Origin of the sequence: Bacillus multifaciens, assembly GCF_030756675.1 — a bacterium.
GTDB lineage: Bacteria > Bacillota > Bacilli > Bacillales > Bacillaceae_G > Bacillus_A > Bacillus_A multifaciens.
This window is the reverse complement of record NZ_JAVBXD010000030.1, coordinates 41,789-62,954: the sequence shown is the minus strand read 5'-3', so window position 1 is coordinate 62,954 and position 21,166 is coordinate 41,789. Positions and strand designations below refer to the sequence as shown.

Annotated in this window: 17 protein-coding genes, 2 pseudogenes and 3 other annotated features; of the genes and pseudogenes, 7 read left to right on the top strand and 12 right to left on the bottom strand. The window is 36.6% G+C overall.

Features of this window, described 5'->3' with window-relative positions:
• Positions 1-378: 378 nt before the first annotated feature.
• On the top strand, positions 379-2,622 hold the full coding sequence (locus tag Q9306_RS17760; RefSeq protein WP_306200862.1) for an N-acetylmuramoyl-L-alanine amidase family protein: 2,244 nt from the start codon (positions 379-381) through the stop codon (positions 2,620-2,622).
• 324 nt (positions 2,623-2,946) lie between these two features.
• Here the strand turns inward: Q9306_RS17760 and Q9306_RS17755 are convergent, their stop codons facing one another.
• Together Q9306_RS17755 and Q9306_RS17750 are read right to left on the bottom strand one after the other, a co-directional pair.
• Entirely contained in the window at positions 2,947-3,096 is a 150-nt protein-coding gene (locus Q9306_RS17755; RefSeq protein WP_306200860.1) for a hypothetical protein, read from the bottom strand.
• Positions 3,097-3,407: 311 nt separating this feature from the next.
• Positions 3,408-3,995: a recombinase family protein gene (locus Q9306_RS17750; RefSeq protein ID WP_306200858.1), complete on the bottom strand. Its 588-nt coding sequence runs from the start codon at positions 3,993-3,995 to the stop codon at positions 3,408-3,410.
• 297 nt (positions 3,996-4,292) lie between these two features.
• Here Q9306_RS17750 and Q9306_RS17745 point away from each other — a divergent pair.
• Together Q9306_RS17745 and Q9306_RS17740 are read left to right on the top strand one after the other, a co-directional pair.
• Positions 4,293-5,258 (top strand): annotated as a pseudogene (locus Q9306_RS17745) (family 4 glycosyl hydrolase); the annotation flags it as partial.
• A gap of 64 nt (positions 5,259-5,322) precedes the next feature.
• Positions 5,323-5,502, top strand: a pseudogene (locus Q9306_RS17740) (integrase); the annotation flags it as partial.
• Positions 5,503-5,806: 304 nt separating this feature from the next.
• Here Q9306_RS17740 and Q9306_RS17735 read toward each other — a convergent pair.
• Both Q9306_RS17735 and Q9306_RS17730 read right to left on the bottom strand, forming a co-directional pair.
• The gene (locus Q9306_RS17735; protein WP_306200856.1) at positions 5,807-7,171 is read right to left on the bottom strand and encodes an amino acid permease; all 1,365 of its coding nucleotides are present in this window, start codon (positions 7,169-7,171) and stop codon (positions 5,807-5,809) included.
• Between the two features lie 467 nt (positions 7,172-7,638).
• Positions 7,639-7,863, bottom strand: a binding site (T-box leader).
• A 48-nt stretch (positions 7,864-7,911) separates the two neighbouring features.
• Positions 7,912-8,136: a binding site (T-box leader), on the bottom strand.
• Between the two features lie 48 nt (positions 8,137-8,184).
• Positions 8,185-8,409: a binding site (T-box leader), on the bottom strand.
• Positions 8,410-8,460: 51 nt separating this feature from the next.
• On the bottom strand, positions 8,461-8,841 hold the full coding sequence (locus tag Q9306_RS17730; protein ID WP_306200854.1) for a YoqO family protein: 381 nt from the start codon (positions 8,839-8,841) through the stop codon (positions 8,461-8,463).
• Between the two features lie 246 nt (positions 8,842-9,087).
• On the opposite strand from Q9306_RS17730, the gene Q9306_RS17725 reads away from it, so the two are divergent.
• From Q9306_RS17725 to Q9306_RS17710, 4 genes are all read left to right on the top strand, one after another.
• Positions 9,088-9,762 carry an MOSC domain-containing protein gene (locus tag Q9306_RS17725; RefSeq protein WP_306200852.1) on the top strand — a complete coding sequence of 225 codons (675 nt, stop codon included), beginning with the start codon at positions 9,088-9,090 and terminating at the stop codon, positions 9,760-9,762.
• Positions 9,763-9,789: 27 nt separating this feature from the next.
• Positions 9,790-10,044 (top strand): YbeF family protein, encoded by a 255-nt coding sequence (locus Q9306_RS17720; RefSeq protein ID WP_306200850.1) that lies wholly within the window; start codon positions 9,790-9,792, stop codon positions 10,042-10,044.
• 224 nt (positions 10,045-10,268) lie between these two features.
• A complete protein-coding gene (locus Q9306_RS17715) occupies positions 10,269-10,949 on the top strand; it encodes an HAD family hydrolase (protein ID WP_306200848.1) in 681 nt (226 codons plus the stop codon).
• Positions 10,950-11,009: 60 nt separating this feature from the next.
• Positions 11,010-11,462: a hypothetical protein gene (locus tag Q9306_RS17710; protein ID WP_306200846.1), complete on the top strand. Its 453-nt coding sequence runs from the start codon at positions 11,010-11,012 to the stop codon at positions 11,460-11,462.
• 128 nt (positions 11,463-11,590) lie between these two features.
• On the opposite strand, the gene pyrE is transcribed toward Q9306_RS17710, so the two are convergent.
• From pyrE to Q9306_RS17670, 8 genes are read right to left on the bottom strand one after another with little or no spacing between them, the layout of a single operon-like run.
• The gene (gene pyrE / locus Q9306_RS17705; RefSeq protein WP_306200844.1) at positions 11,591-12,223 is read right to left on the bottom strand and encodes an orotate phosphoribosyltransferase; all 633 of its coding nucleotides are present in this window, start codon (positions 12,221-12,223) and stop codon (positions 11,591-11,593) included.
• Positions 12,220-12,936, bottom strand: a complete 717-nt coding sequence (gene pyrF, locus Q9306_RS17700; RefSeq protein WP_306200842.1) for an orotidine-5'-phosphate decarboxylase — start codon at positions 12,934-12,936, stop codon at positions 12,220-12,222. The genes pyrE and pyrF overlap by 4 nt, the downstream gene beginning before the upstream one ends.
• Before the next feature lie 2 nt (positions 12,937-12,938).
• Positions 12,939-13,850: a dihydroorotate oxidase B catalytic subunit gene (gene pyrD / locus Q9306_RS17695; RefSeq protein WP_306200840.1), complete on the bottom strand. Its 912-nt coding sequence runs from the start codon at positions 13,848-13,850 to the stop codon at positions 12,939-12,941.
• Positions 13,847-14,626 carry a dihydroorotate oxidase B electron transfer subunit gene (pyrK, locus tag Q9306_RS17690; RefSeq protein ID WP_306200838.1) on the bottom strand — a complete coding sequence of 260 codons (780 nt, stop codon included), beginning with the start codon at positions 14,624-14,626 and terminating at the stop codon, positions 13,847-13,849. The genes pyrD and pyrK overlap by 4 nt, the downstream gene beginning before the upstream one ends.
• Positions 14,623-17,841, bottom strand: a complete 3,219-nt coding sequence (gene carB, locus Q9306_RS17685; protein ID WP_306200836.1) for a carbamoyl-phosphate synthase large subunit — start codon at positions 17,839-17,841, stop codon at positions 14,623-14,625. The genes pyrK and carB overlap by 4 nt, the downstream gene beginning before the upstream one ends.
• Positions 17,826-18,923: a carbamoyl phosphate synthase small subunit gene (locus Q9306_RS17680; RefSeq protein WP_306200834.1), complete on the bottom strand. Its 1,098-nt coding sequence runs from the start codon at positions 18,921-18,923 to the stop codon at positions 17,826-17,828. Before Q9306_RS17680 ends, carB begins: the two co-directional genes overlap by 16 nt.
• A complete protein-coding gene (gene pyrC / locus Q9306_RS17675) occupies positions 18,920-20,206 on the bottom strand; it encodes a dihydroorotase (protein WP_306200832.1) in 1,287 nt (428 codons plus the stop codon). Before pyrC ends, Q9306_RS17680 begins: the two co-directional genes overlap by 4 nt.
• Positions 20,190-21,104: an aspartate carbamoyltransferase catalytic subunit gene (locus Q9306_RS17670; protein ID WP_306200830.1), complete on the bottom strand. Its 915-nt coding sequence runs from the start codon at positions 21,102-21,104 to the stop codon at positions 20,190-20,192. The genes pyrC and Q9306_RS17670 overlap by 17 nt, the downstream gene beginning before the upstream one ends.
• Positions 21,105-21,166 lie beyond the last annotated feature (62 nt).

The window sequence follows — 21,166 nt, the reverse complement described above, 5'->3', positions numbered from 1 at the left end:
ACGCTAACAATAACATGTGTACCTTTTCTGTACTTGGATTTCTGTATTTTGTAAGGGTTTCTAACGATATACAATGAACGATATCAAATTGATTGTAGGAAAGAAGTTAGTATGGAGAATGTAGAGAAATACACAATCACTTCCCATTCTTAGCTTGGTGGTAATAGGTAAGTCTCCTATTTATTGGTTAATAAAGGAAATAAATAGTGTTTTATATTAAAAAAGTTACCAGATATCATAATTTTTATAATTTCACGAAAGACTTTTGTAACACTTATGCAAGGAATTTGAAAGTTTTTTAAACTATGATGAACTTCCGAACATTAATTTTTTTTAATAAGTAGGGAAAAACATACATACAAAGTGAGGAATGACGTTATGAATGAAAAGTACAAAAAAAGGATACCCAAAGTCCTACCTGTAGGAATTGCGATGGGGATTTTATTCAGTGCTAGCCCATTAGCAGGTCCATTAACGGAAAGTAAGGTTAAGGCAGATGTTGATACGTTTGGAACGATTGTTACAACATTTGGAGGTATTTATGATGCGTTTTTAAAAGAGCCGTTTGTTAAGTTTTTAGAAGAAACCGATGCAAAATACACTTATAACCGCGGGGTTGAAAACAGTGCTTACAAAGCTCCTACTTTCCAAAAAGGAGAGTTTGGAATTAGTGTGTTTGATTTTTATAAAGATCAAAATTTTAGTAAGAAGGTTAAACTTGCTTATCCCGATGGGAAGGTTGAATATAAAACAATCAAGCATGGGCAACAACTTCGTATTAAGCAAGCTGGTACAATCGTAGACTTAACTCCTGATGAGCCATCACTATCTAAACATGATATTTTGTATATTACACAAAAACAATTAGATGAAGGAAAGACAGGGGTTGCTCTTGCAAACTGGCAAACCTTTTATCTAGAAAGTAGCAATAAAGGTCATTACACTGGTTTAGCAGATAAATTTGTAAGAGAAGAATTCCCAAATGCTTATACTAAAGGTGGTGTGCTTGATATTCGTGTGAATTTTAAGGATCTCTTTAATGAACTACCACACGAAAAACGACAATTAGGAACAGCTACTTCAGAGCCGGTAGGTAAAGAGGTTCTTTCTAATTATGTTACGAATGACTCGAAAGCCCGTGAAGATTTTAGTGACCGAGTAGTAAATGTATTTGCAGATACGAAATTGACTCTAGAAACACCTATCGCATTACCATTTATTAAATTAAATAGTGGTGAATCTTATCAAATTATTCCTTATAAAAAAGGATCGAATAAGGTGTTTGTAAAAAAAGGTTCACAATACCTTTCAGGAAACGAAGGAAACAATCTCCAATACTCTGATTCAATTGGTGATAATGAATTGTTTGAACTTGTTCAGATTGAGAATTCTGGTCAGGGTGAATTTCAATTCCGTTTGAATAACCAAAATGGAGTAAGTTTGGCTGGTAATATGTATCTTTACGAATTTGGTAGGGATTGGAGTTTTAAATCTGAACTTCGTTTCACTGCAAAAACCAACAATGAAATTCATAATTGGTTAAGAGAGTGGTATCCTGGTAAAGAAAATGAGAAACAGCAGTATGACGGAATACAGATCGTAGCTGATGAATATGAGCGTCATAAATTGCTTGCAAAAGATTCTTCTGGAAACATGATAAAGAACAGTTGGGTAAACATTTCTGACGTTCATTATTATGCAGGTTCCGATGGATTCTTATTGAAGGGTTGGCAGGAAATCGAAGGTAAGACGTATTATTTTCAAAATGATTATAGCTTGTTAAATGGACATTCATGGGACACACCTATTGATAATAAGTTCTACAATTTTGATGATAACGGTGTTTTACAGCGATCAGCATGGACAAGTCACAGCGAAGGATATTCCGCATATTCTGATGCTTCCGGAGCGTTTGTTGAAAAAGGTCTACGAGAAATTGATGGTAAGATTTATTACTTCGAAAGTCGGGCGGGATCAACGAATAGGAAAGTACGTTTAGAAGATCAAAATATTATTCTTCATTTTTCTGGTGATAAAGGCGCACTTGAGAAGGTTTCTAGGCTGGATGGAGAATCTATAGATGATGTGACGACTGCTTCTTTTGAGGGGAAAATGTTATTCTTTGAAAAGGATGGTTCTCCTAGAAAAATCGGGATTTCCAAAGTTTATGCACCTCATCCTATATTGGTATATTACAGCTTAGAAGAAGGAGGTTACTATACTGGTTGGAAGGAAATTGATGGTAAAAAATACCATTTTCATGATGGAGGAATGTCTAATTTTGATGGTCATGAAAACATTGATGGGAAAAGATATTACTTTAATCACGAGGGACATGCTCTACTGACAGGCTTTGTTGATATTAATGGTAGCACATTCTATATGAACGATAAAGGTGAAAAGGTATCTGGTTTTCAAAACATTGATGGGAAATTATATTTCTTCCATACTAACAATTCAGAAATGGCTAAAAATGGCTTGTTCAGTCTCAGCAAAAACGATTCTTATGCCGCTGGCCCTGATGGTGTAATTTACCAAAACTTTAAGGGCTATATTAATAATCATGATTTTGGCCAGAGATACATTGAAACTAACAATGAGGGACTTGTTACTAAGAAATAGGAAAAGTATATAATAAAATTTGAATAAAGTAACAGATTTTTAATAGCCTTATCTCTTATAAAGAATGAAGTACGATGTGTGAAAGTGGGTCATATTATGGAGCTTATGCCTATTAATGACCCACTTTCATTTTATTCATTTTTCTGAGGTGAAACAAAATGCAACAAATACATATAAAATTATCTCTCATTCAATTATTTCTGTTCATACTGAATTTATTTATATTTACTTCATCCATGCCATTTTTACCTTGGTTTATCGAAAGCACTCTCGGATGGCTAGGAATCTTGGCTACCACCCCTTTCTTGTTAATCATCGGTAGAATCATGCCACAACTAAAAAAAGCGAAGAGTTTTGCATAACAAGAACAAGAAAAGCTGTTCCTTTTATTGCATCTATTGTTTCACTATGCATCATGTTATTACCTACCACTGAATTATCGATTGTAATAGCTCTTACGGTTAATGGTCTCATGGCTATCATCACAATTGTATTTTTGTTGCAAGATTTCTATAGATTGAATAAAAAATATAAGTTCATAAGGTTTATTAGTTAATATCTTAAGTACTTTGCTGTTCAAATACTTATTTTACTATAAGAGAAGACGGAGCAATCGCGACGGAATGCTAATGGTTGCGGTAAGTGGTACAGCTGTACGTGTGTAAATAGAAAAAAACTGTACCTCTAATTCCTAGACATAACTAACAATTGGAGGTACAGTTTTTTATGGCCAAATATTCTTTGAAGACCAGATACATAGATAGCACTTGTTATCAATAAATTACCTAATAACCATTTCGTTTTAATGTGCGATAAACAGTAGTTCTGTCAACATTTAAAAAATCAGCAATCTCCTGTTTCGTTTTTCCCTGTTCAAGTAACTCAAGTATCAAATCAGTTTTAGACTTATTAATTTTAGGCGTTCTCCCCAGTTTCCCGCCATTTTCTACATACTTCATACGACCAGCCTGTGTTCGCTCCAATATATAGTTCCGTTCAATATCAGCGAATAAAGATAAGATTGTAACCATTACTTTAGTAGTCATGTCATCTTTTTTCCGAGTATCAATGTTATCATTAATAGCAATGATGCCAATGTCATTTTTAATCAGTTTTTCATGGGTACGAATCATATCAGAAAGATTTCTACCTAAACGATCTAATTTATAGACAATAAGTGTATCACCTGGATTTAATTTTTGCATAAGAATTTGGAATTGTTCTCTATCCATATTTTTACCGCTTTGCTTTTCCTCAAAAATATATACTTCTAACAATTCAATTTGGTTTATTTCACAATATGTAAGTATTGCTTTTTTCTGGAATGTGTAATCTTGTTGCGGGGTTGATACTCGAATATATGCGTAATTCATTTTTTGTTCTCCTAACGTTGCATAAGTCTATTTTTCTTTTTTGCTACAAATATCGTATCATTTTCGGGATTCAATTTGCAACATAATATATGCAACGTTATGACGCCATAAAAATCAAGCTCAAGTGGAGTGTTGCATAAATGTTAATTTTTGCAACATCTATTACTGGCCCATATTATTGGTTAAGTAATAAATAACTTATTTAATAAGTTTTACGCTTAGCGTACAGAAAATCATCTTTTTCTTTTTAAAAATTTGCTTAGCGTACGAAATTCGCGTTTTGTTGGTGGGACCCCATTACGAACAATTCCGGTAATGCTTGATTTTGCCAAAGATATCCGTGAAGTTTGTCCGGATGCTTGGTTTTTAAACTATACAAACCCAATGGCGACGTTAACGGCGGCTATGATTCGTTACGGCGGCGTAAAAACGGTCGGATTGTGCCACAGCGTCCAAGTTTGTGTTCCGTACTTATTTCGTTTGCTTGGAATGGATAAAGAAAATGTCCAGTGGAAAATTGCCGGAATCAATCATATGGCCTGGCTGTTAGAAGTGACAAGAGATGGGAAAGACTTGTACCCGGAAATCAAGAGACGTGCGGCTGAAAAACAAAAAGAAAAGCATAATGATATGGTTCGTTTGGAACTGATGAACCGTTTCGGCTATTACGTAACGGAATCATCCGAGCATAATGCTGAATATCATCCATACTTCATCAAAAAGAATTATCCAGAACTCATCGATAAGTTGAACATTCCACTTGATGAATACCCGCGCCGCTGTATCAATCAAATTGAGGACTGGGTGAAAATGCGTGAAGACCTTGTTAACAACAAAAATCTGACGCATAAACGTACACATGAATACGCTTCTTATATCATTGATACAATTGAAACTGATAAACCATTTAGACTCCACGGAAATGTAATGAATACAGGCGGCTTAATCAGTAACCTTCCGGAAAAAGCCGTGGTTGAAGTTCCGTGCCTGGTTGATCGGAGCGGAATTACACCTTGTTATGTAGGAGAACTTCCTGAACAGCTGGCGGCGCTGAACCGTACTAACATCAATACCCAGCTTCTTACCATTGAAGCAGCTATAACAGGTAAGAGAGAACACGTTTACCAAGCTGCAATACTTGATCCACATACTGCGGCAGAACTGTCTATCGATGATATCGTTTCATTATGCGATGACCTTATTGAAGCACATGGTGACTGGTTACCTCAATTTAAAGGGGCAGCAGTTTTGGAGACAATCTAAATAACGTGAATAAATGCGACAGAATAGAATGGATTCTAGATTCTCATCTACTGACTTCGCTAGAAAAAGAAGTGCTACATTTCAATCACTTCCAAACGAATGGTTATTTAAAACAACTACATTTTGGTACGATAAGCCAGCAAACAATTATTTCAAATGGTTTCATGTGTTTGAAGATGAATTGAGTCATCGTGGACAAATTCGAATTATTAAAAAGATGCAACAAGCTCATTCCGTAAAATAATATACAAAAAGATGTATTACTGTATACGTGAAGTAGTACATCTTTTTATTATGACTTTGATTTATCCCGCTACTTTTGGGAAGTAAGACCTTGATGATTAGTTGAACTTTATTTCATTTACATAAAAGACGCTTTTATTTTGGTAAATGAAATTATATACTTTCTTTCGCCCCAGACTCACACTCTTTCTCTTCAAACATGACAGAGCACACCTATTCAATAGAAGCGTGCTCTGATGGTTATTGGATTAATGTCCCTACTCTATCAAGTTTTAAAATACGCTAGACTTATTGCCCTCATGAATTTAACTTATATGCTTTAATGGTGTGTCTTCTTTCTTTCTATTCCGACCTTTAAATAAAGCAACACCAATTAAAATTGCTAAAGTTGTAAAACAAACCACTGTTCCGACTGAAATCCCATTACTAAACGTTGAGCCTATGAAAATAATACACAATCCTACGATTCCAATAATAGTCGTAGTTGGAAATAACCTCATTTTAAAATTTGGCATTGTTGAATAAGTAGGACGTAATTTAAGTTGCGCAAAGCAAATACTTAGCCAAAGCAATAACATTGTAAATCCTGGAATTGTCATCATTGTTCCGATAATACTATCTGGAGCAAAGAATGCTAGGCCTGCCCCTATCAATAATAATAAGCCATTCAAAGAAATTGCAATGATTGGTGCACCTGATTTCGCAGTCTTTTTCAATATTTTTGGCGCTTCTCCTTTTTCAGCTAACGCAACCATTGTTCTGGAAGTAGCAAAAACTCCTGAATTCGCAGCTGAAAGAACTGCAGTTAATAAAACAAAATTCATGATGTGTGCAACACCCGGAATACCAATTGCATTCATTACTTGTATAAATGGACTTTCATTTCCTGCAACTTTATTCCAAGGTATTAATCCCGCAATAATTGTAATGGGTAAGATATAAAATATGATAACGCGCCAAACAACACCCTTTATCACTTTAGGTAAAACCTTTTCAACGTCTTTTGTCTCAGAAATTGCTACCCCTATTAACTCAGATCCTCCGAACGAAAACATTACAATAAAACAAGCACTAAAAACTCCTTTAATACCATTTGGAAAGAATCCTCCATGTCCAAGTAAATGTTCCGTTGGTGTCGATGGAGCAAAATTCGTTAGTCCGAATAAGACTGCTCCACCTAAAAGGATGAATAATACAAGTGCCAAAATTTTTATACTAGCAAACCAAAATTCCATTTCGCCATAAAATTTCACCTGAAAACTGTTAATCCCCACAACTAAAAGCGCACAAACAGCACTTAGTAACCAAAGAGGTACATTCGAAAACCAAAACTGTAAAAAAGATCCTGCAGCTAATATTTCTACAATTGTAACAAGCGTCCAGTTAATCCAGTATAGCCATCCAACTACAAATGATACATGAAATCCAAAAGCCTTATGAACTAAATGTTGAACATTATGATTTGGGTAAACAACAGCCATTTCAGCTAAAGCCACCATAACAATCATCATTAATAATCCACCAAGTAAGTACGAAATAATTACGCCAGGCCCGGCAATCCCTAAAGTATCTCCACTACCTTTAAAAATACCCGTACCAATCATTCCCGCTAACGCTAAAAATTGAACATGTCTAGGTAATAACTCTTTCTTTAAACCATCCTTCTTCATTCTTTTTTCCTCTTTCTGTTCCTAATTTTTTTAATGGTTTTGCAAGTAATCTTACATAATAATAGCCATCTTCCATGGCTATTCACCTCCTTTACATCACTATTTTTACTTGGCGAATGAGTTAATTTATATGATCTATATAAATCCAATTTGATTTCTCGACATATAAATCGCTGCTATGCAGAATATAACATGACCGCTACTTGCTTTCTCCTTTTGTTTTAAAACCCCGCATGTGGCAGAAAAAGGCACTGACCGCTTCTATGCACGGCCAGTTGCTCTCGCCCACCGAGAAAAAATGGTTTTATGTCGGTTTTTTAGTTTGGATTTATATAAATCCATTTTTTCAGAATAAAGACATGTAAATCTCATCCACAATTAAGCCTCCTAAAGACATAATCATCATTCATACATTTAAATACTTCTACTTTTAAAAGCAAATAAAAAAATCCCTACTGAAATTAATCAGTAGGGACGATTTCATTCGCGGTACCACCCTAATTATTGACAAACTTTATATGTCAATCTCTTCATTCTCTATAACGGCTCTTTACCGTCTTCCCCTTACAATTCGCTCGAAGAAGATGCTCCTGGATTGTAATTCATGCTGTTCTTTGTACTGACTTGCACCAACCGTCAGCTCTCTTTAACAGGGAGAACATACACTACTTTATTCCATTCATCGCTTATCTATTATTTAGTTGTTATGAAAATACAAAAAATCCCTACTGAAATTAATCAGTAGGGACGACTTTATTCGCGGTACCACCCTAATTATTGACAAACTTTATATGTCAATCTCTTCATTCTCTATAACGGCTCTTCACCGTCTTCCCCTTACAATTCGTTCGAAGAAGATGCTCCTGGACTGTAATTCATGCTGTTCTTTGCACTGACTTGCACCAACCGTCAGCTCTCTTTAACAGGGAGAACATACACTACTTTATTCCATTCCTCGCTTATCTATTATTTAGTTGTTATGAAAATACAAAAAATCCCTACTGAAACTAATCAGTAGGGACGATTTTATTCGCGGTACCACCCTAATTATTGACAAACTTTATATGTCAATCTCTTCATTCTCTATAACGGCTCTTCACCGTCTTCCCCTTACAATTCGCTCGAAGAAGATGCTCCTGGATTGTAATTCATGTTATTCTATGTACTGACTTGCACCAACCGTCAGCTCTCTTTAACAGGGAGAATATACACTACTTTATTCCATTCATCGCTTATCTTATTTACTTAATGATTATCCTATAATAAATAAGGTGAAAAAGCAATATTTTTTATGCATTAGATGTATCGTCATATAATAATAACTTTCTATTCACTGTGGAAACAATCATTCCAGAAACGATTAAAATTACAAATATATAAACGAATTTCGCTAAAAATAACCACTCTTGAAAAAATGACATAACAGCCATTTTCTTCTGACCTTCTATTAAGAGAAATGCTACAGTAGGTACTAGAATAATAAATTCGATCGTAAAAATTAGTTTCTTTTTCTTATTTAAATTTCGAATATCGTCCCACCTGTATAGTAAAGCAAAAATAATTCCAGCAACAAAAACAATGTTTATCCAATTACTTTCAATTAGATGATTTAAAATAATAGATAAAATAAAACAACCATTTAAGCCGTAAAAACCTATTTTTTTCGCCATTAAACCCTCCATTATATTCCATATTTAGGATTACTTTCATTATAACATTTACTCATTATTTTTTTCTGTATGTCATTCTTATTTCATTACGATAAGTGAAATTATTTCCACATGTAACTTCTGCTATAAGCAACCCGCGAAATGACATTCTATTCGAAAGTGTGCGAATTTTTCTATAAATACGGTAATCCCCATCTCATTTATGGTAATATAAACCATATACAATAACAGAAAGGAGTAATATTTATGCCACACATTATTTCCCTCAATATCGGAACACCGCAAAAATTACAGTTTCAAGGAAAAGAAATTGAAACCGGCCTCTTTAAAGCAAGTGTTAACAGACCGTTATATTTATCGACACTCAACTTCGAAGGCGACGGTCAAGCTGATTTAAAACACCACGGCGGAAAAGATAAAGCTGTTTGTATATATCCCTTTGAACATTATCCATATTGGGAACAAGAGCTAGCGCAGCAACTTCCATACGGGGCATTCGGAGAAAACTTAACAGTAACCGGATTACTGGAATCAGATATATGCATTGGTGGTATATATAAAATAGGTGAAGCGCTCGTTCAAGTAACGCAGCCGAGACAACCTTGCTATAAGTTATCTTATCGCTACGATCGAAAAGATTTCCCGCTTCTTGTTCAAAATACAGGATTTACTGGTTTTTACGTACGAGTGTTAGAGGAGGGAACTGTTTCCCCTTCTGATGAAATGAAGTTAATAGAACAAAATGAGCATCACATAACAATTGCCTTCGCAAACGAAATGATGCACCACGATAAACATAATATAAAAGGAATAAAGAGCATATTAGCAGTTGATTCTCTATCAGAAAGCTGGCGAAATACATTTACGAAGCGATTAGAAGGAAAAGAAACGAGTACAGAAAAGCGTCTGACAGGAAAATAACAAACTTATAGGAAAAGAGGACAGCGCATGAGTGAATTTATATTCGCATTACTTGTTTGTCCATTGCTTGTCTTTATTTTCTCTGTTATTGGTACACGGATTACAAAAACGTATTATACGATGCCTATTATAACGTTTGCGATTTTTCTTATATTGGCAGTAACCTTGTTTAATCGATCATTTTTCTTTTGGGTCGGGATGTATAGTATTTTTTCATTTCTTGTTTCTTATATAACGCTATTATTTGTAAAGGGTGAAAAGGAAGTAGATAAAAAGCAATAACTATATGAATCTATTTTAATTTTTCGACATATAGATTGCTACTATGTAGAAGAGCATGCACTCACTTTCTCCTTTTGTTTGAACTTCGCATGTGGTAGAAAAAGGCCCTGACCGCTTCTATACACGGCTAGATGTACTCGCCTACTGAAAAAGAATGGTTTTATGTCGCTTTTTTATTTGGATTTATATATAACTTTTATTCCATTTTTTAAGGAGCACTATTCATGATTTTCTTTGATATTGATGGTACTTTACTTGATTATGAACTTGCTGAAAGAAATGGTATTCTTGACTTCTTTCGTGAGTATAGTCACATTTTTTCTGGTGAGGAACTTGAAGCTAGCAAACTATGGAATCAACTCTCAGAACAATACTTCAATCAATTTTTATGTAATAAACTATCATTTCAAGAACAAAAAAGGTTCAGAATGATAGGCCTTTTTCAAAAGTATGGCGTACTCTTAACAAACGAAGAAGCTGATCAGAAATTCAACTTATATTTATCCTTATATAAAGAAAAATGGGTAGTGTATGAAGATGTAATGGATGTATTAGATACTTTAAAGCAAAAAGGTTATCTAATGGGAATTATTAGTAATGGAGATTATGATCAACAAATTGAAAAACTAAGTCGTTTAAACATCTTACATTATTTTAACCCAATCATCACCTCTAGTAGAGTAGGGGTCGCAAAACCAAATATTGCTATCTTTCAAATAGCTAGTATGAAAGCAAAATCCCCAATTCAAGATTGCTATTATATAGGAGACAGATTAGAAACAGATGCCCTAAGTAGTAAAAATGCTGGTATGCATGGAATATGGTTAGATCGATGTAATAAAAAACAACAATGCAGTGTTCCAACTATACAATCGTTGTATGAGCTAATTCATATACTTACATAAACGCTCTAGTACGAATACTTAGACTGCCTATTATAAAACAAGAAAAGAAAGGAATAACATATGTACCCATTATTAAAAATTCTAGTCAATCTCATTTTTGTTTGTTGTATCTTCTTTTTAGCATTTGCATGGGATAAAACCGAGCAATTTCTTAATACAACAATTTTAAAAAGGCTTAGTGAAAAGTGGAGAAAGGTCATCTTAACAGCCATGACCATCTTCTTCGAATTACTAGTAATCTGGCGCCTCTCAGTTTTTTTCAAAGTATCTGCCTTAGAAAGTTTAGTTATGGGAAGTATTTTATTATTATGTTGCATTTGGCTCATTCCTTATTTCGTTACGATTCAAAGAAACAAGGCTAAAATTTTTGATAAATATCATAGCGGTGGTGTGGATTTAGGATCAGTAGCAGTATTCCGCCTTTCTTTAAATCCTCTTGTATTAGGAACGATAATTTTATCAACTGTAAGTATTGGTATTGGCATACTTTATTACCTACCTTATTTTTTATAATAAGATTGATAGATAATGATTTCTGTAACTCCCCTTTATTTTCTCTGAATTTTGAGATAATGAACCATGTAGTCCATGAATGTAAAAAACACGACCGCGTTTCCCCCTCGGTCGTGTTTTCTTTATCATTACGCTGTAACCCAAGCCTCATCAGCTGGATTTTTGCGCCATTCTTGTAGTTTCTTTGTTTCTGCTTCGCCAATCATACCTTTTTCTGCAGCTACTTTTGTAAGTGCAGTGTAGTCGCTTAAAGAGTATGATGCAACGTTTGCTGCTGCTAATTTTTCTTTTCCTGCTTCCAGTTCGTATGTGAAGATTGATACGATTCCTAATACTTCACAACCAGCTTCGCGAAGTGCCTCTACACAAGTGATTGCACTACCGCCAGTTGAAATTAAATCTTCTACTACGACAACTTTTTGGCCTTTTTCTGCTTTACCTTCGATCTGGTTTCCTTTACCATGACCTTTTGCCTTGCTGCGTACATAGCACATTGGTAAGTTCATACGATCGCTTACCCAAGCAGCGTGCGCAATACCTGCTGTTGCTGTACCTGCAATAACTTCTACAGATGGGAAGTGTGTTTGAATTAATTCTTCTAATCCTGCAGCAATCGCCCCGCGTACTTCTGGGTATGATAACGTTAAACGGTTATCACAATAAATTGGTGATTTCATGCCAGAAGACCATGTAAATGGATCATTTGGTTGTAAGAATACTGCTCCGATATCTAATAAATGAGATGCAATTTGTTTTTTCATATTGTTACACCCTCCCACTGTTCTTTTACAATTCGATACGCCTCTAGCGGATTTTCTGCTTTTGTAATACTACGTCCTACTACGATATAACTAGAGCCTAGTTCACGTGCACGTTTTGGCGTTGCTACGCGCACTTGGTCATTTACATCGTCGCTTGCAAGACGAATCCCCGGTGTTACTGTTACGAAAGCGTCTCCGCATACTTCGCGTAGTTTTGGTACTTCAAGTGTTGAACAAACAACGCCGTCCAAACCGCTTTCTTTTGTTAATTTCGCATAGTGAGCAACCGCTTCTTCTAACGTTTTCTCAATGCCAATCTCTTTTTTCATTACTTCTTCCGATGTACTTGTTAGCTGTGTAACTGCAATACAAATCGGTCTCTCTTTTCCTTCTTTCTTACCTTCCTCTAATCCCTCAAGCGCATATTTCATCATGCGGCTTCCCCCAGCAGCATGAACGTTTACCATATCAACTTCTAAACTAGCTAAATTGCGCATTGCACTTTTTACTGTGTTCGGAATATCATGAAGTTTCAAATCTAGAAAAATTTGATGTCCTTTTTCTTTAAGATACGTGATAATAGCAGGTCCCTCTTTATAAAACAGTTCCATACCAACTTTGACAAATAATTGTTCCCCTTCAAAGTGACTTAAAAACTGTTCAACCTCTGCCTTACCCGGAAAATCTAGTGCAACAATTAAAGATTGTGACATGTTTACTTCCAGCTCCTTCCCTGACATTCCGAAATATGTTCAAATCCTAATTCATCTAAAAGCGCTGGTAATTCTTCAATAATTGTTGGACAGACAAATGGATCAACAAAGTTTGCTGTTCCAACTGCTACTGCACTTGCACCAGCATAGAAGAACTCAATTACATCTTCCGCCGATTCAATTCCGCCCATTCCGATAATCGGAATATTAACAGCTTGACTCACTTCGTGCACCATGCGAATTGCCACTGGCTTAATCGCTGGTCCAGATAATCCGCCTGTACGGTTTGCTAAAATTGGTTTTGCTGTTTTTAAATCTAAACGCATGCCAAGCAATGTATTAATCATCGTTAATCCGTCTGCCCCTGCGTTTTCAATTGCTTTTGCAATCTCAACAATGTTTGCAACGTTTGGTGATAGCTTTACATATACCGGAACTTCAGATACTTCTTTTACACGTTTTGTTAAATCTGCAGCAATTTCCGGTACGGTACCGAAAGCAATCCCACCTGTCTTCACATTCGGACAAGAAATATTTAACTCTAATGCATGAACATTTGGTGCTTTTGAAATTTCTTTCGCAACTGCCACATAGTCTTCAGCTTGTGATCCTGCAACGTTCGCAATAATAGGAAGATCGAATTGCTCTAGAAAAGGTAATTCCGAAGTCATTACCTTTTCTAGGCCAGGATTTTGAAGTCCAATTGCATTTAACATTCCACCTGGTGTTTCAGCAACACGAGGCGTTGGATTTCCATAACGAGGTTGCTCTGTCGTTGCTTTAATCATGATTGATCCAAGTACACTTAAATCGTAAAATTGTGCATACTCACGACCAAACCCGAAGCAACCAGAAGCCGGGATGATTGGATTTTTTAATGATAATCCTGGTAATTCAACTTGCAATCTGTTCATAGTACAACCTCCCCGATTGGAAATACTGGCCCGTCGCTACACACCTTCTTGTATGAATGTCCGCTTGGATCTTCTTGCAAGTGGCATACACATGCGAAACACGCCCCAATACCACAGCCCATACGTTCTTCTAGTGAAATGTAGGCCTTTTTCTCTTTATAACGGCCTTCTAATGCACGTAGCATCGCTAAAGGTCCACATGAGTATAAAATGTCAAAGTCAATTCCATACGCATCAATCACATCTGTTACAAATCCTTTTGTACCATGTGTGCCGTCTACTGTTGCAACGTACGTATCACCAAGCTCTGCAAATTTTTCTTCGTAGAAGACAACATCTTTTGACTGAAAACCTAAGATGTGGATGACGCGAACCCCTTTTGCTGTAAGGCGCTGTGATAATTCATACAATGGAGGTACGCCAATTCCGCCCCCTACTAAAAGAGCTGTTTGCCCAGCTTCAGCTTCTTCCACCGGAAAACCGTTGCCTAATGGACCTAATACATCGACCATTTCACCTTGTTTCTTTCGTGACAACGTTTTTGTTCCTTGTCCTTCTGCACGGTATAGCATTGTAAATTCATTTTTCTCTTGATTTATATTACAAATACTAATCGGGCGACGTAGCAGAGGCGTGCTGCCTTCTGCTACTTTAATGTGTACAAATTGCCCTGGCTCGTTCATGTGCTCTACTAAATCACCTTGAAGTACGAGTTCATAAATATTTTTTGCGATTTCTTTTTGGTTAACGACGATCATATTTTGCTTTTGCATCATGCATGTACCACCTCGTGACGCTCAGCCCCCGCAAATTCTTTCATTGCGTGAGCTGAAAATGTCATAGACTCTAGTACGCGTAAAATTGCTCTTGTTGTATCTAGTGACGTTAAGCATGCTACACCATTTTCTACAGACTCACGACGAATACGGAAGCCATCACGCGCTGGTTGTTTTCCTTTTGTTAATGTGTTAATAACAAATTGCGCTTTTCCTTGGCGAATAATATCAAGCAAGTTATAGTCTTCAGAATCAATTTTGTTTACAACTTGAACTGGAACACCTTGGTCTGTTAATGATTTCGCAGTTCCTGCTGTCGCTAATAAGTTATAGCCAATTTCATGGAATCGTTTTGCGATTTCCATTGCTTCTTCTTTATCTTTATCTGCTACTGTGATGATTACAGATCCGTGCGTTGGAATATTGATTCCAGCAGCAACAAGTCCTTTATATAATGCTTTTTCAAGCGTTAAGTCTTTCCCCATTACTTCCCCTGTTGATTTCATTTCAGGCCCTAATGTTGTATCAACAGAACGTAGTTTCGCAAAAGAGAATACCGGAGCTTTTACATACACTTCTTTCTCTTCTGGGCGATATCCAGTTTCATATCCTTGTTCTACAAGATTTTGACCTAAAATAACTTTTGTTGCGATATTCGCCATTGGTACACCTGTAATTTTACTTAAGAATGGTACTGTACGACTCGCACGTGGGTTTACTTCAATTACATACACTTCGTCTTTGAATACTACAAACTGGATATTCAGTAATCCAACAATGTTTAATCCTCTTCCAAGTGCAATTGTATTTTCGATAATTTGTTCTTTCAGTTTTGCAGATAAGCTTTGCGGTGGGTATACTCCAATTGAGTCACCAGAGTGAACTCCAGCGCGTTCAATATGTTCCATAATACCTGGAATGAATACATTTTCACCGTCTGAAATTGCATCTACTTCAATTTCTTTACCAACCATGTAACGGTCAATTAATACTGGATGATCCGCATGAACTTTAACCGCATTTTTCATGTAGTGCAGTAGTTCTTCTTGACGATATACGATTTCCATCGCACGCCCACCTAGTACGTAAGATGGTCTTACTAATACTGGGTAACCAATTTCTTCAGCGATTGCTACCGCTTGTTCTACAGTCGTTGCTGTTTTTCCAACTGGCTGTGGAATGCCTAGTTCTGTTAAAGCTGCTTCAAATTTATCACGGTCTTCTGCGCGATCTAAATCTTCTAGTGATGTACCTAAAATTTTCACGCCGCGTTCTTGTAATTTTGCCGCTAAGTTAATTGCTGTTTGACCACCAAATTGTACGATTACGCCTTCTGGTTTTTCTAAATCGATAATGTGCATTACATCTTCAATTGTAAGTGGTTCAAAATATAATTTATCTGAAATACTAAAGTCTGTTGAAACTGTTTCTGGGTTATTATTTACAATAATTGCTTCGTAACCAGCTTCTTTAATTGCCCATACAGAATGAACTGTTGCATAGTCAAACTCGACACCTTGACCGATGCGAATTGGACCTGAACCAAGAACGACTACACTTTTACGCTCTGTCACGATTGATTCATTTTCATCGCCATATGTGCTGTAGTAGTAAGGCGTTGCAGACTCAAATTCCGCTGCACATGTATCTACCATTTTGAATACTGGTGTCATGCCGTTTTCTTTACGCATATCGTAAATTTCACGTTCTGTTTTACCCCAAGCAGCTGCGATGTAATGATCACTGAATCCCATTGCTTTTGCTTCTTGTAATACTTCCATATCACCTACATGGTTTTTAACGTTACGCTCCATGTTTACGATGTTTTCAACTTTTTGTAAGAAGAAGAAGTCCATTTCACACCATGCATTAATTTCTTCTTTCGTTACACCTTGACGAATTGCTTCTGCTACAACGAACAGACGCTCATCATCTGCTTTTATAATACGTTTTTTCATTGTTTCTTTATCAAGCTCTTTTAAATGATCAATCTCTAAATGATAAATACCAAGCTCTAAAGAACGAACTGCTTTTAATAATGATTCTTCTAAATTACGACCGATAGACATGACTTCCCCAGTCGCTTTCATTTGTGTGCCAAGCGTTCTGTTTGCTGATTCAAATTTATCAAATGGCCAGCGTGGAATTTTAGAAACCACATAGTCTAATGCTGGTTCAAAGCATGCATATGTTTTTTGTGTAACCGGGTTTACAATTTCATCAAGCGTTAAGCCGACTGCAATTTTCGCTGCCAATTTTGCAATTGGATATCCTGTTGCTTTTGATGCTAATGCGGATGAACGACTTACACGTGGATTTACTTCGATTACATAGTATTGGAAACTATGCGGATCAAGTGCAAGCTGAACGTTACATCCACCTTCAATTCCTAATGCACGAATAATTCTTAATGAAGTATTACGAAGCATTTGATATTCACGGTCACTTAATGTTTGGCTAGGTGCAATAACGATTGAATCTCCTGTATGCACACCAACTGGGTCAATATTTTCCATATTACATACTACAATCGCATTATCGTTTGCATCACGCATTACTTCATATTCAATCTCTTTAAAACCAGCGATACTTTTTTCTAATAAACATTGTGTTACTGGACTATGTTTTAGACCACTTGTTACAATTTCAATTAGCTCTTCTTCATTATCGCAAATACCACCGCCAGTTCCGCCTAGCGTAAATGCAGGACGAACAATTACTGGATAGCCAATTTCTTTTACAAATTCATATGCTTCATCAAGCGTATGAATAATTTCACTTGGTGGTACCGGTTCGTTTAAATCGTGCATTAATGTACGGAATAAATCACGATCTTCCGCTTGCTCAATTGCTGATAATTTTGTTCCTAAAATTTCAACTCCGCACTCTTCAAGTACACCTGATTTCGCAAGTTCAACAGCCATGTTTAATCCCGTTTGTCCACCAAGTGTTGGCAAGATTGCATCCGGGCGCTCTTTACGAATAATGCGGCTTACAAATTCTAATGTTAATGGTTCAATATATACTTTATCTGCTGTTGCAGTATCCGTCATAATTGTTGCTGGGTTAGAGTTTACAAGGATTACTTTGTAACCTTCTTCTTTAAGAGATTGACAAGCTTGCGTTCCAGAGTAGTCAAACTCCGCTGCTTGCCCGATTACAATAGGTCCTGATCCGATTACTAAAATTGTGTTAATGTCTAGGCGTTTTGGCATAACTCTTCCCCTTCTTTCTTAAAGTTTTCAATCATTGTTAAGAAGTCTTCAAATAAGTTGTTTGCATCTTCTGGTCCTGCTGATGCTTCTGGATGATATTGCACTGTAAATGCTGGGAACTTCGTATGACGAAGACCTTCTACTGTACCATCATTTAATGCAACGTGTGTAATTTCAAGATCGGTAGTTGCTACGGACTCTTCTTCTACTGCGTATCCGTGGTTTTGAGATGTAATCGCAACTTTTCCAGTTTCTAAATGTTTTACAGGATGATTTAAACCACGGTGACCAAATTTTAATTTGATTGTATTTGCACCAGATGCTAGTGCAAATAATTGGTGCCCAAGGCAAATTCCGAATAATGGTACTTTTCCAAGGATGCCTTTAATCATTTCAATTGCTTCTGGTACATCTTTTGGATCCCCAGGTCCGTTACTTAACATGATACCGTCTGGATTTAATCGTAAAATCTCTTCAGCTGTTGTATTGTAAGGTACAACAATTACATCACAATCGCGTTTATTTAATTCTCGTAAAATACCGTGTTTCATTCCGAAGTCAACAAGTACAACACGATGACCACGGCCTGGGCTTGGGTATGGATCTTTTGTTGATACACGTTTTACATGATCTGTAAATACTGTCGCTTTTAATTGGCTAACGATGTACTCTACATCCGCATCCATGTTACAAAGACGTCCGCGTAGTGTTCCATATTGACGAATTTTTCGTGTTAATTTTCTTGTATCAATTCCTGCTAGCCCGGGAATATTTCTTTCTTTTAAGTAATCATCTAACGAAATTTCATTACGGAAGTTAGATGGATGATCACAAATTTCATTTACAATTAACCCATTTACAGATGGATGAATAGATTCAAAATCGTCACGGTTAATACCGTAGTTTCCAATTAACGGATACGTAAATGTTACGATTTGACCGCAGTAAGATGGATCAGATAATGTCTCTTGGTATCCAGTCATTCCTGTTGTAAATACCACTTCACCTGATTTTTCAATTTCTCCGCCGAAACCTTTTCCAATTAAAATTGTTCCATCTTCTAAGATAAGCTGTCTTTTCATACTAATGCACTCTCCTTTTGCCATGCGATCTTACCGTCAACTAATGTCATAATCGGCCATCCTTGGCACTTCCAGCCTGCGAATGGCGTATTTTTTCCTTTTGATAAGAATGTTGCTGGGTCAATCTCTTCTTCTTGTTCTAAATCGATAATTGTAATATCAGCGGCTCTTCCTTCTTGCAGTCGGCCAGCTTCTAAACCAAATGTGTCAGCTGGTTTTTCTGTTAAGAATTGAATTAACTGTTCTAATGTGATAATTCCCTTTTTCACAAGGTTTGTATATAGTAATGGGAATGCTGTTTCAAAACCAGTAATTCCAAATGGCGCTCTTTCAATACCTTGTGCTTTTTCTTCTGCTGCATGCGGTGCATGATCTGTTGCGATGATATCGATTGTTCCATCTAATAACCCTTCAATTAATGCTTCTTGGTCTTCTTTTCCTCGAAGCGGTGGGTTCATTTTAAAGTTTGGATCAACCGATGGGATATCATCTTCACATAATACTAAGTGATGCGGTGTTACTTCTGCTGTTACTTTAATTCCAGCACGTTTCGCATCACGAATCACGCGAACAGATCCTTTTGTACTTACGTGACATACGTGATAGTGGCAATCCGCCGCTTCCGCAAGTAATATGTCCCGGGCAATATGTACAGATTCACATACTGATGGGATACCGTTTAATCCGTGTTTCTCAGAAAACTTCCCTTCATGTACACAACCTTTATTAATTAACGTATTTTCTTCACAGTGTGCAACAACTGCCATATTTAATTTTGCTGCACGTTTCATTGCTGCCAGCATCATACTTGCATCTTGTACGCCTACTCCATCATCAGTAAACGCGAATGCTCCAAGTTCTTTTAATGTTTCAAAGTCTGTCATTTCAGAACCTGCTTGGCGCACTGTAATCGCGCCATATGGCAGTACGTTTACATGTGCTTTTTCTTGAATTCGTTTTTGCAGGTCTTCCATATGTTCTCTGCAGTCTGGTACTGGACGTGTATTTGGCATTGCGCAAATTGTTGTAAATCCACCTTTTGCTGCCGCAAGTGTACCTGTTTCAATTGTTTCTTTATGTTCACCACCTGGTTCGCGAAGATGTACGTGTACATCAATTAACCCAGGTGCAATTAATTTTCCATTTACATCAATTACTTCTACATTTTCAGCAGTAATGTTTTCTGCTACTTTCGCAATTTTACCGTCTTGTACGAGAAGGTCTGTTGTGACGATATTTCCCTCTTCATTTACATAGCGACCATTTTTAAACAAATAATTCATGTTTCATTCCTCCTAATACATTTGGTAATGCGCGTTTTAGTACAGCCATTCTTGCATAAACACCGTTTTCCATCTGTTTAAAGATACGTGAACGCTCACACTCGACAAGTTCACTTGCAATTTCTACATCACGGTTCACAGGTGCTGGGTGCATAATAATGCTTCCTGACTTCATGCGTTTCTCACGATCAATCGTTAAACCGTGCTCTTCATGATACTTTTTCATAATGTCTGTTTCATAGTGATCATGTCGCTCATGCTGCACGCGTAGTAACATCATTACATCAACTTCTGGAACTAATTCGTCTAATGCTTTGTACGTTCCAAATGTGTTCGTTTCGTCTTTCCATTCTTCTGGACTTGCAAAATAAACGGTTGCTCCTAATTTCGTTAACGCCTCTGCATTTGAGCGCGCCACTCGGCTATGACTGATATCTCCAACAATTGCCACTTTCAGCCCTTCAAATGTTCTAAATTCTTGTTTTATCGTTAGTAGGTCAAGCAAACATTGTGTTGGATGATTTCCACATCCATCTCCTGCATTTAAGATTGGAATATTCACTTGCTCTCTAAGCTCATCAAAATAACGATCTTGCTCGTGGCGGATGACAACAGCTCTTGTTCCGATTGATTCTAGTGTTTTTACCGTATCGTACAATGTTTCTCCTTTTTGTACGCTAGAAGACTCTGCTGAAAAGTCGAGAACATCTAAGCCTAAACGTTTCTCTGCTACTTCAAAGCTAAAACGCGTTCTCGTACTATTCTCAAAGAATAAGTTTGCGACAAACGTTTGCTCTGTCGCTTTTATACCCTTTCCGTTCGCGAAATCTTCTGCATCTTTCAGGATTTCTGAAATCTCCTGCTCCGATAACTCACTCATCGTTAACAAATGGTTCATTGTCATCCCTCATCTTTCTAGTTTTTATGATCATACTTTTGAATTTATATAACATCAACTGC

Bases quoted from the DNA above. Each gene is read 5' to 3' on its own strand.
- Q9306_RS17760 (WP_306200862.1), top strand. From the start codon at position 379: ATGAATGAAAAGTACAAAAAAAGGATACCCAAAGTCCTACCTGTAGGA.
- pyrE (WP_306200844.1), bottom strand. From the start codon at position 12,223: ATGAAAAAACAAATTGCATCTCATTTATTAGATATCGGAGCAGTATTC.
- Q9306_RS17735 (WP_306200856.1), bottom strand. From the start codon at position 7,171: ATGAAGAAGGATGGTTTAAAGAAAGAGTTATTACCTAGACATGTTCAA.
- Q9306_RS17720 (WP_306200850.1), top strand. From the start codon at position 9,790: ATGAGTGAATTTATATTCGCATTACTTGTTTGTCCATTGCTTGTCTTT.
- Q9306_RS17755 (WP_306200860.1), bottom strand. From the start codon at position 3,096: ATGAGACCATTAACCGTAAGAGCTATTACAATCGATAATTCAGTGGTA.
- Q9306_RS17680 (WP_306200834.1), bottom strand. From the start codon at position 18,923: ATGAAAAGACAGCTTATCTTAGAAGATGGAACAATTTTAATTGGAAAA.
- Q9306_RS17715 (WP_306200848.1), top strand. From the start codon at position 10,269: ATGATTTTCTTTGATATTGATGGTACTTTACTTGATTATGAACTTGCT.
- pyrD (WP_306200840.1), bottom strand. From the start codon at position 13,850: ATGAACAGATTGCAAGTTGAATTACCAGGATTATCATTAAAAAATCCA.
- Q9306_RS17670 (WP_306200830.1), bottom strand. From the start codon at position 21,104: ATGAACCATTTGTTAACGATGAGTGAGTTATCGGAGCAGGAGATTTCA.
- Q9306_RS17730 (WP_306200854.1), bottom strand. From the start codon at position 8,841: ATGGCGAAAAAAATAGGTTTTTACGGCTTAAATGGTTGTTTTATTTTA.
- carB (WP_306200836.1), bottom strand. From the start codon at position 17,841: ATGCCAAAACGCCTAGACATTAACACAATTTTAGTAATCGGATCAGGA.
- pyrF (WP_306200842.1), bottom strand. From the start codon at position 12,936: ATGTCACAATCTTTAATTGTTGCACTAGATTTTCCGGGTAAGGCAGAG.
- Q9306_RS17725 (WP_306200852.1), top strand. From the start codon at position 9,088: ATGCCACACATTATTTCCCTCAATATCGGAACACCGCAAAAATTACAG.
- pyrK (WP_306200838.1), bottom strand. From the start codon at position 14,626: ATGATGCAAAAGCAAAATATGATCGTCGTTAACCAAAAAGAAATCGCA.
- pyrC (WP_306200832.1), bottom strand. From the start codon at position 20,206: ATGAATTATTTGTTTAAAAATGGTCGCTATGTAAATGAAGAGGGAAAT.
- Q9306_RS17710 (WP_306200846.1), top strand. From the start codon at position 11,010: ATGTACCCATTATTAAAAATTCTAGTCAATCTCATTTTTGTTTGTTGT.
- Q9306_RS17750 (WP_306200858.1), bottom strand. From the start codon at position 3,995: ATGAATTACGCATATATTCGAGTATCAACCCCGCAACAAGATTACACA.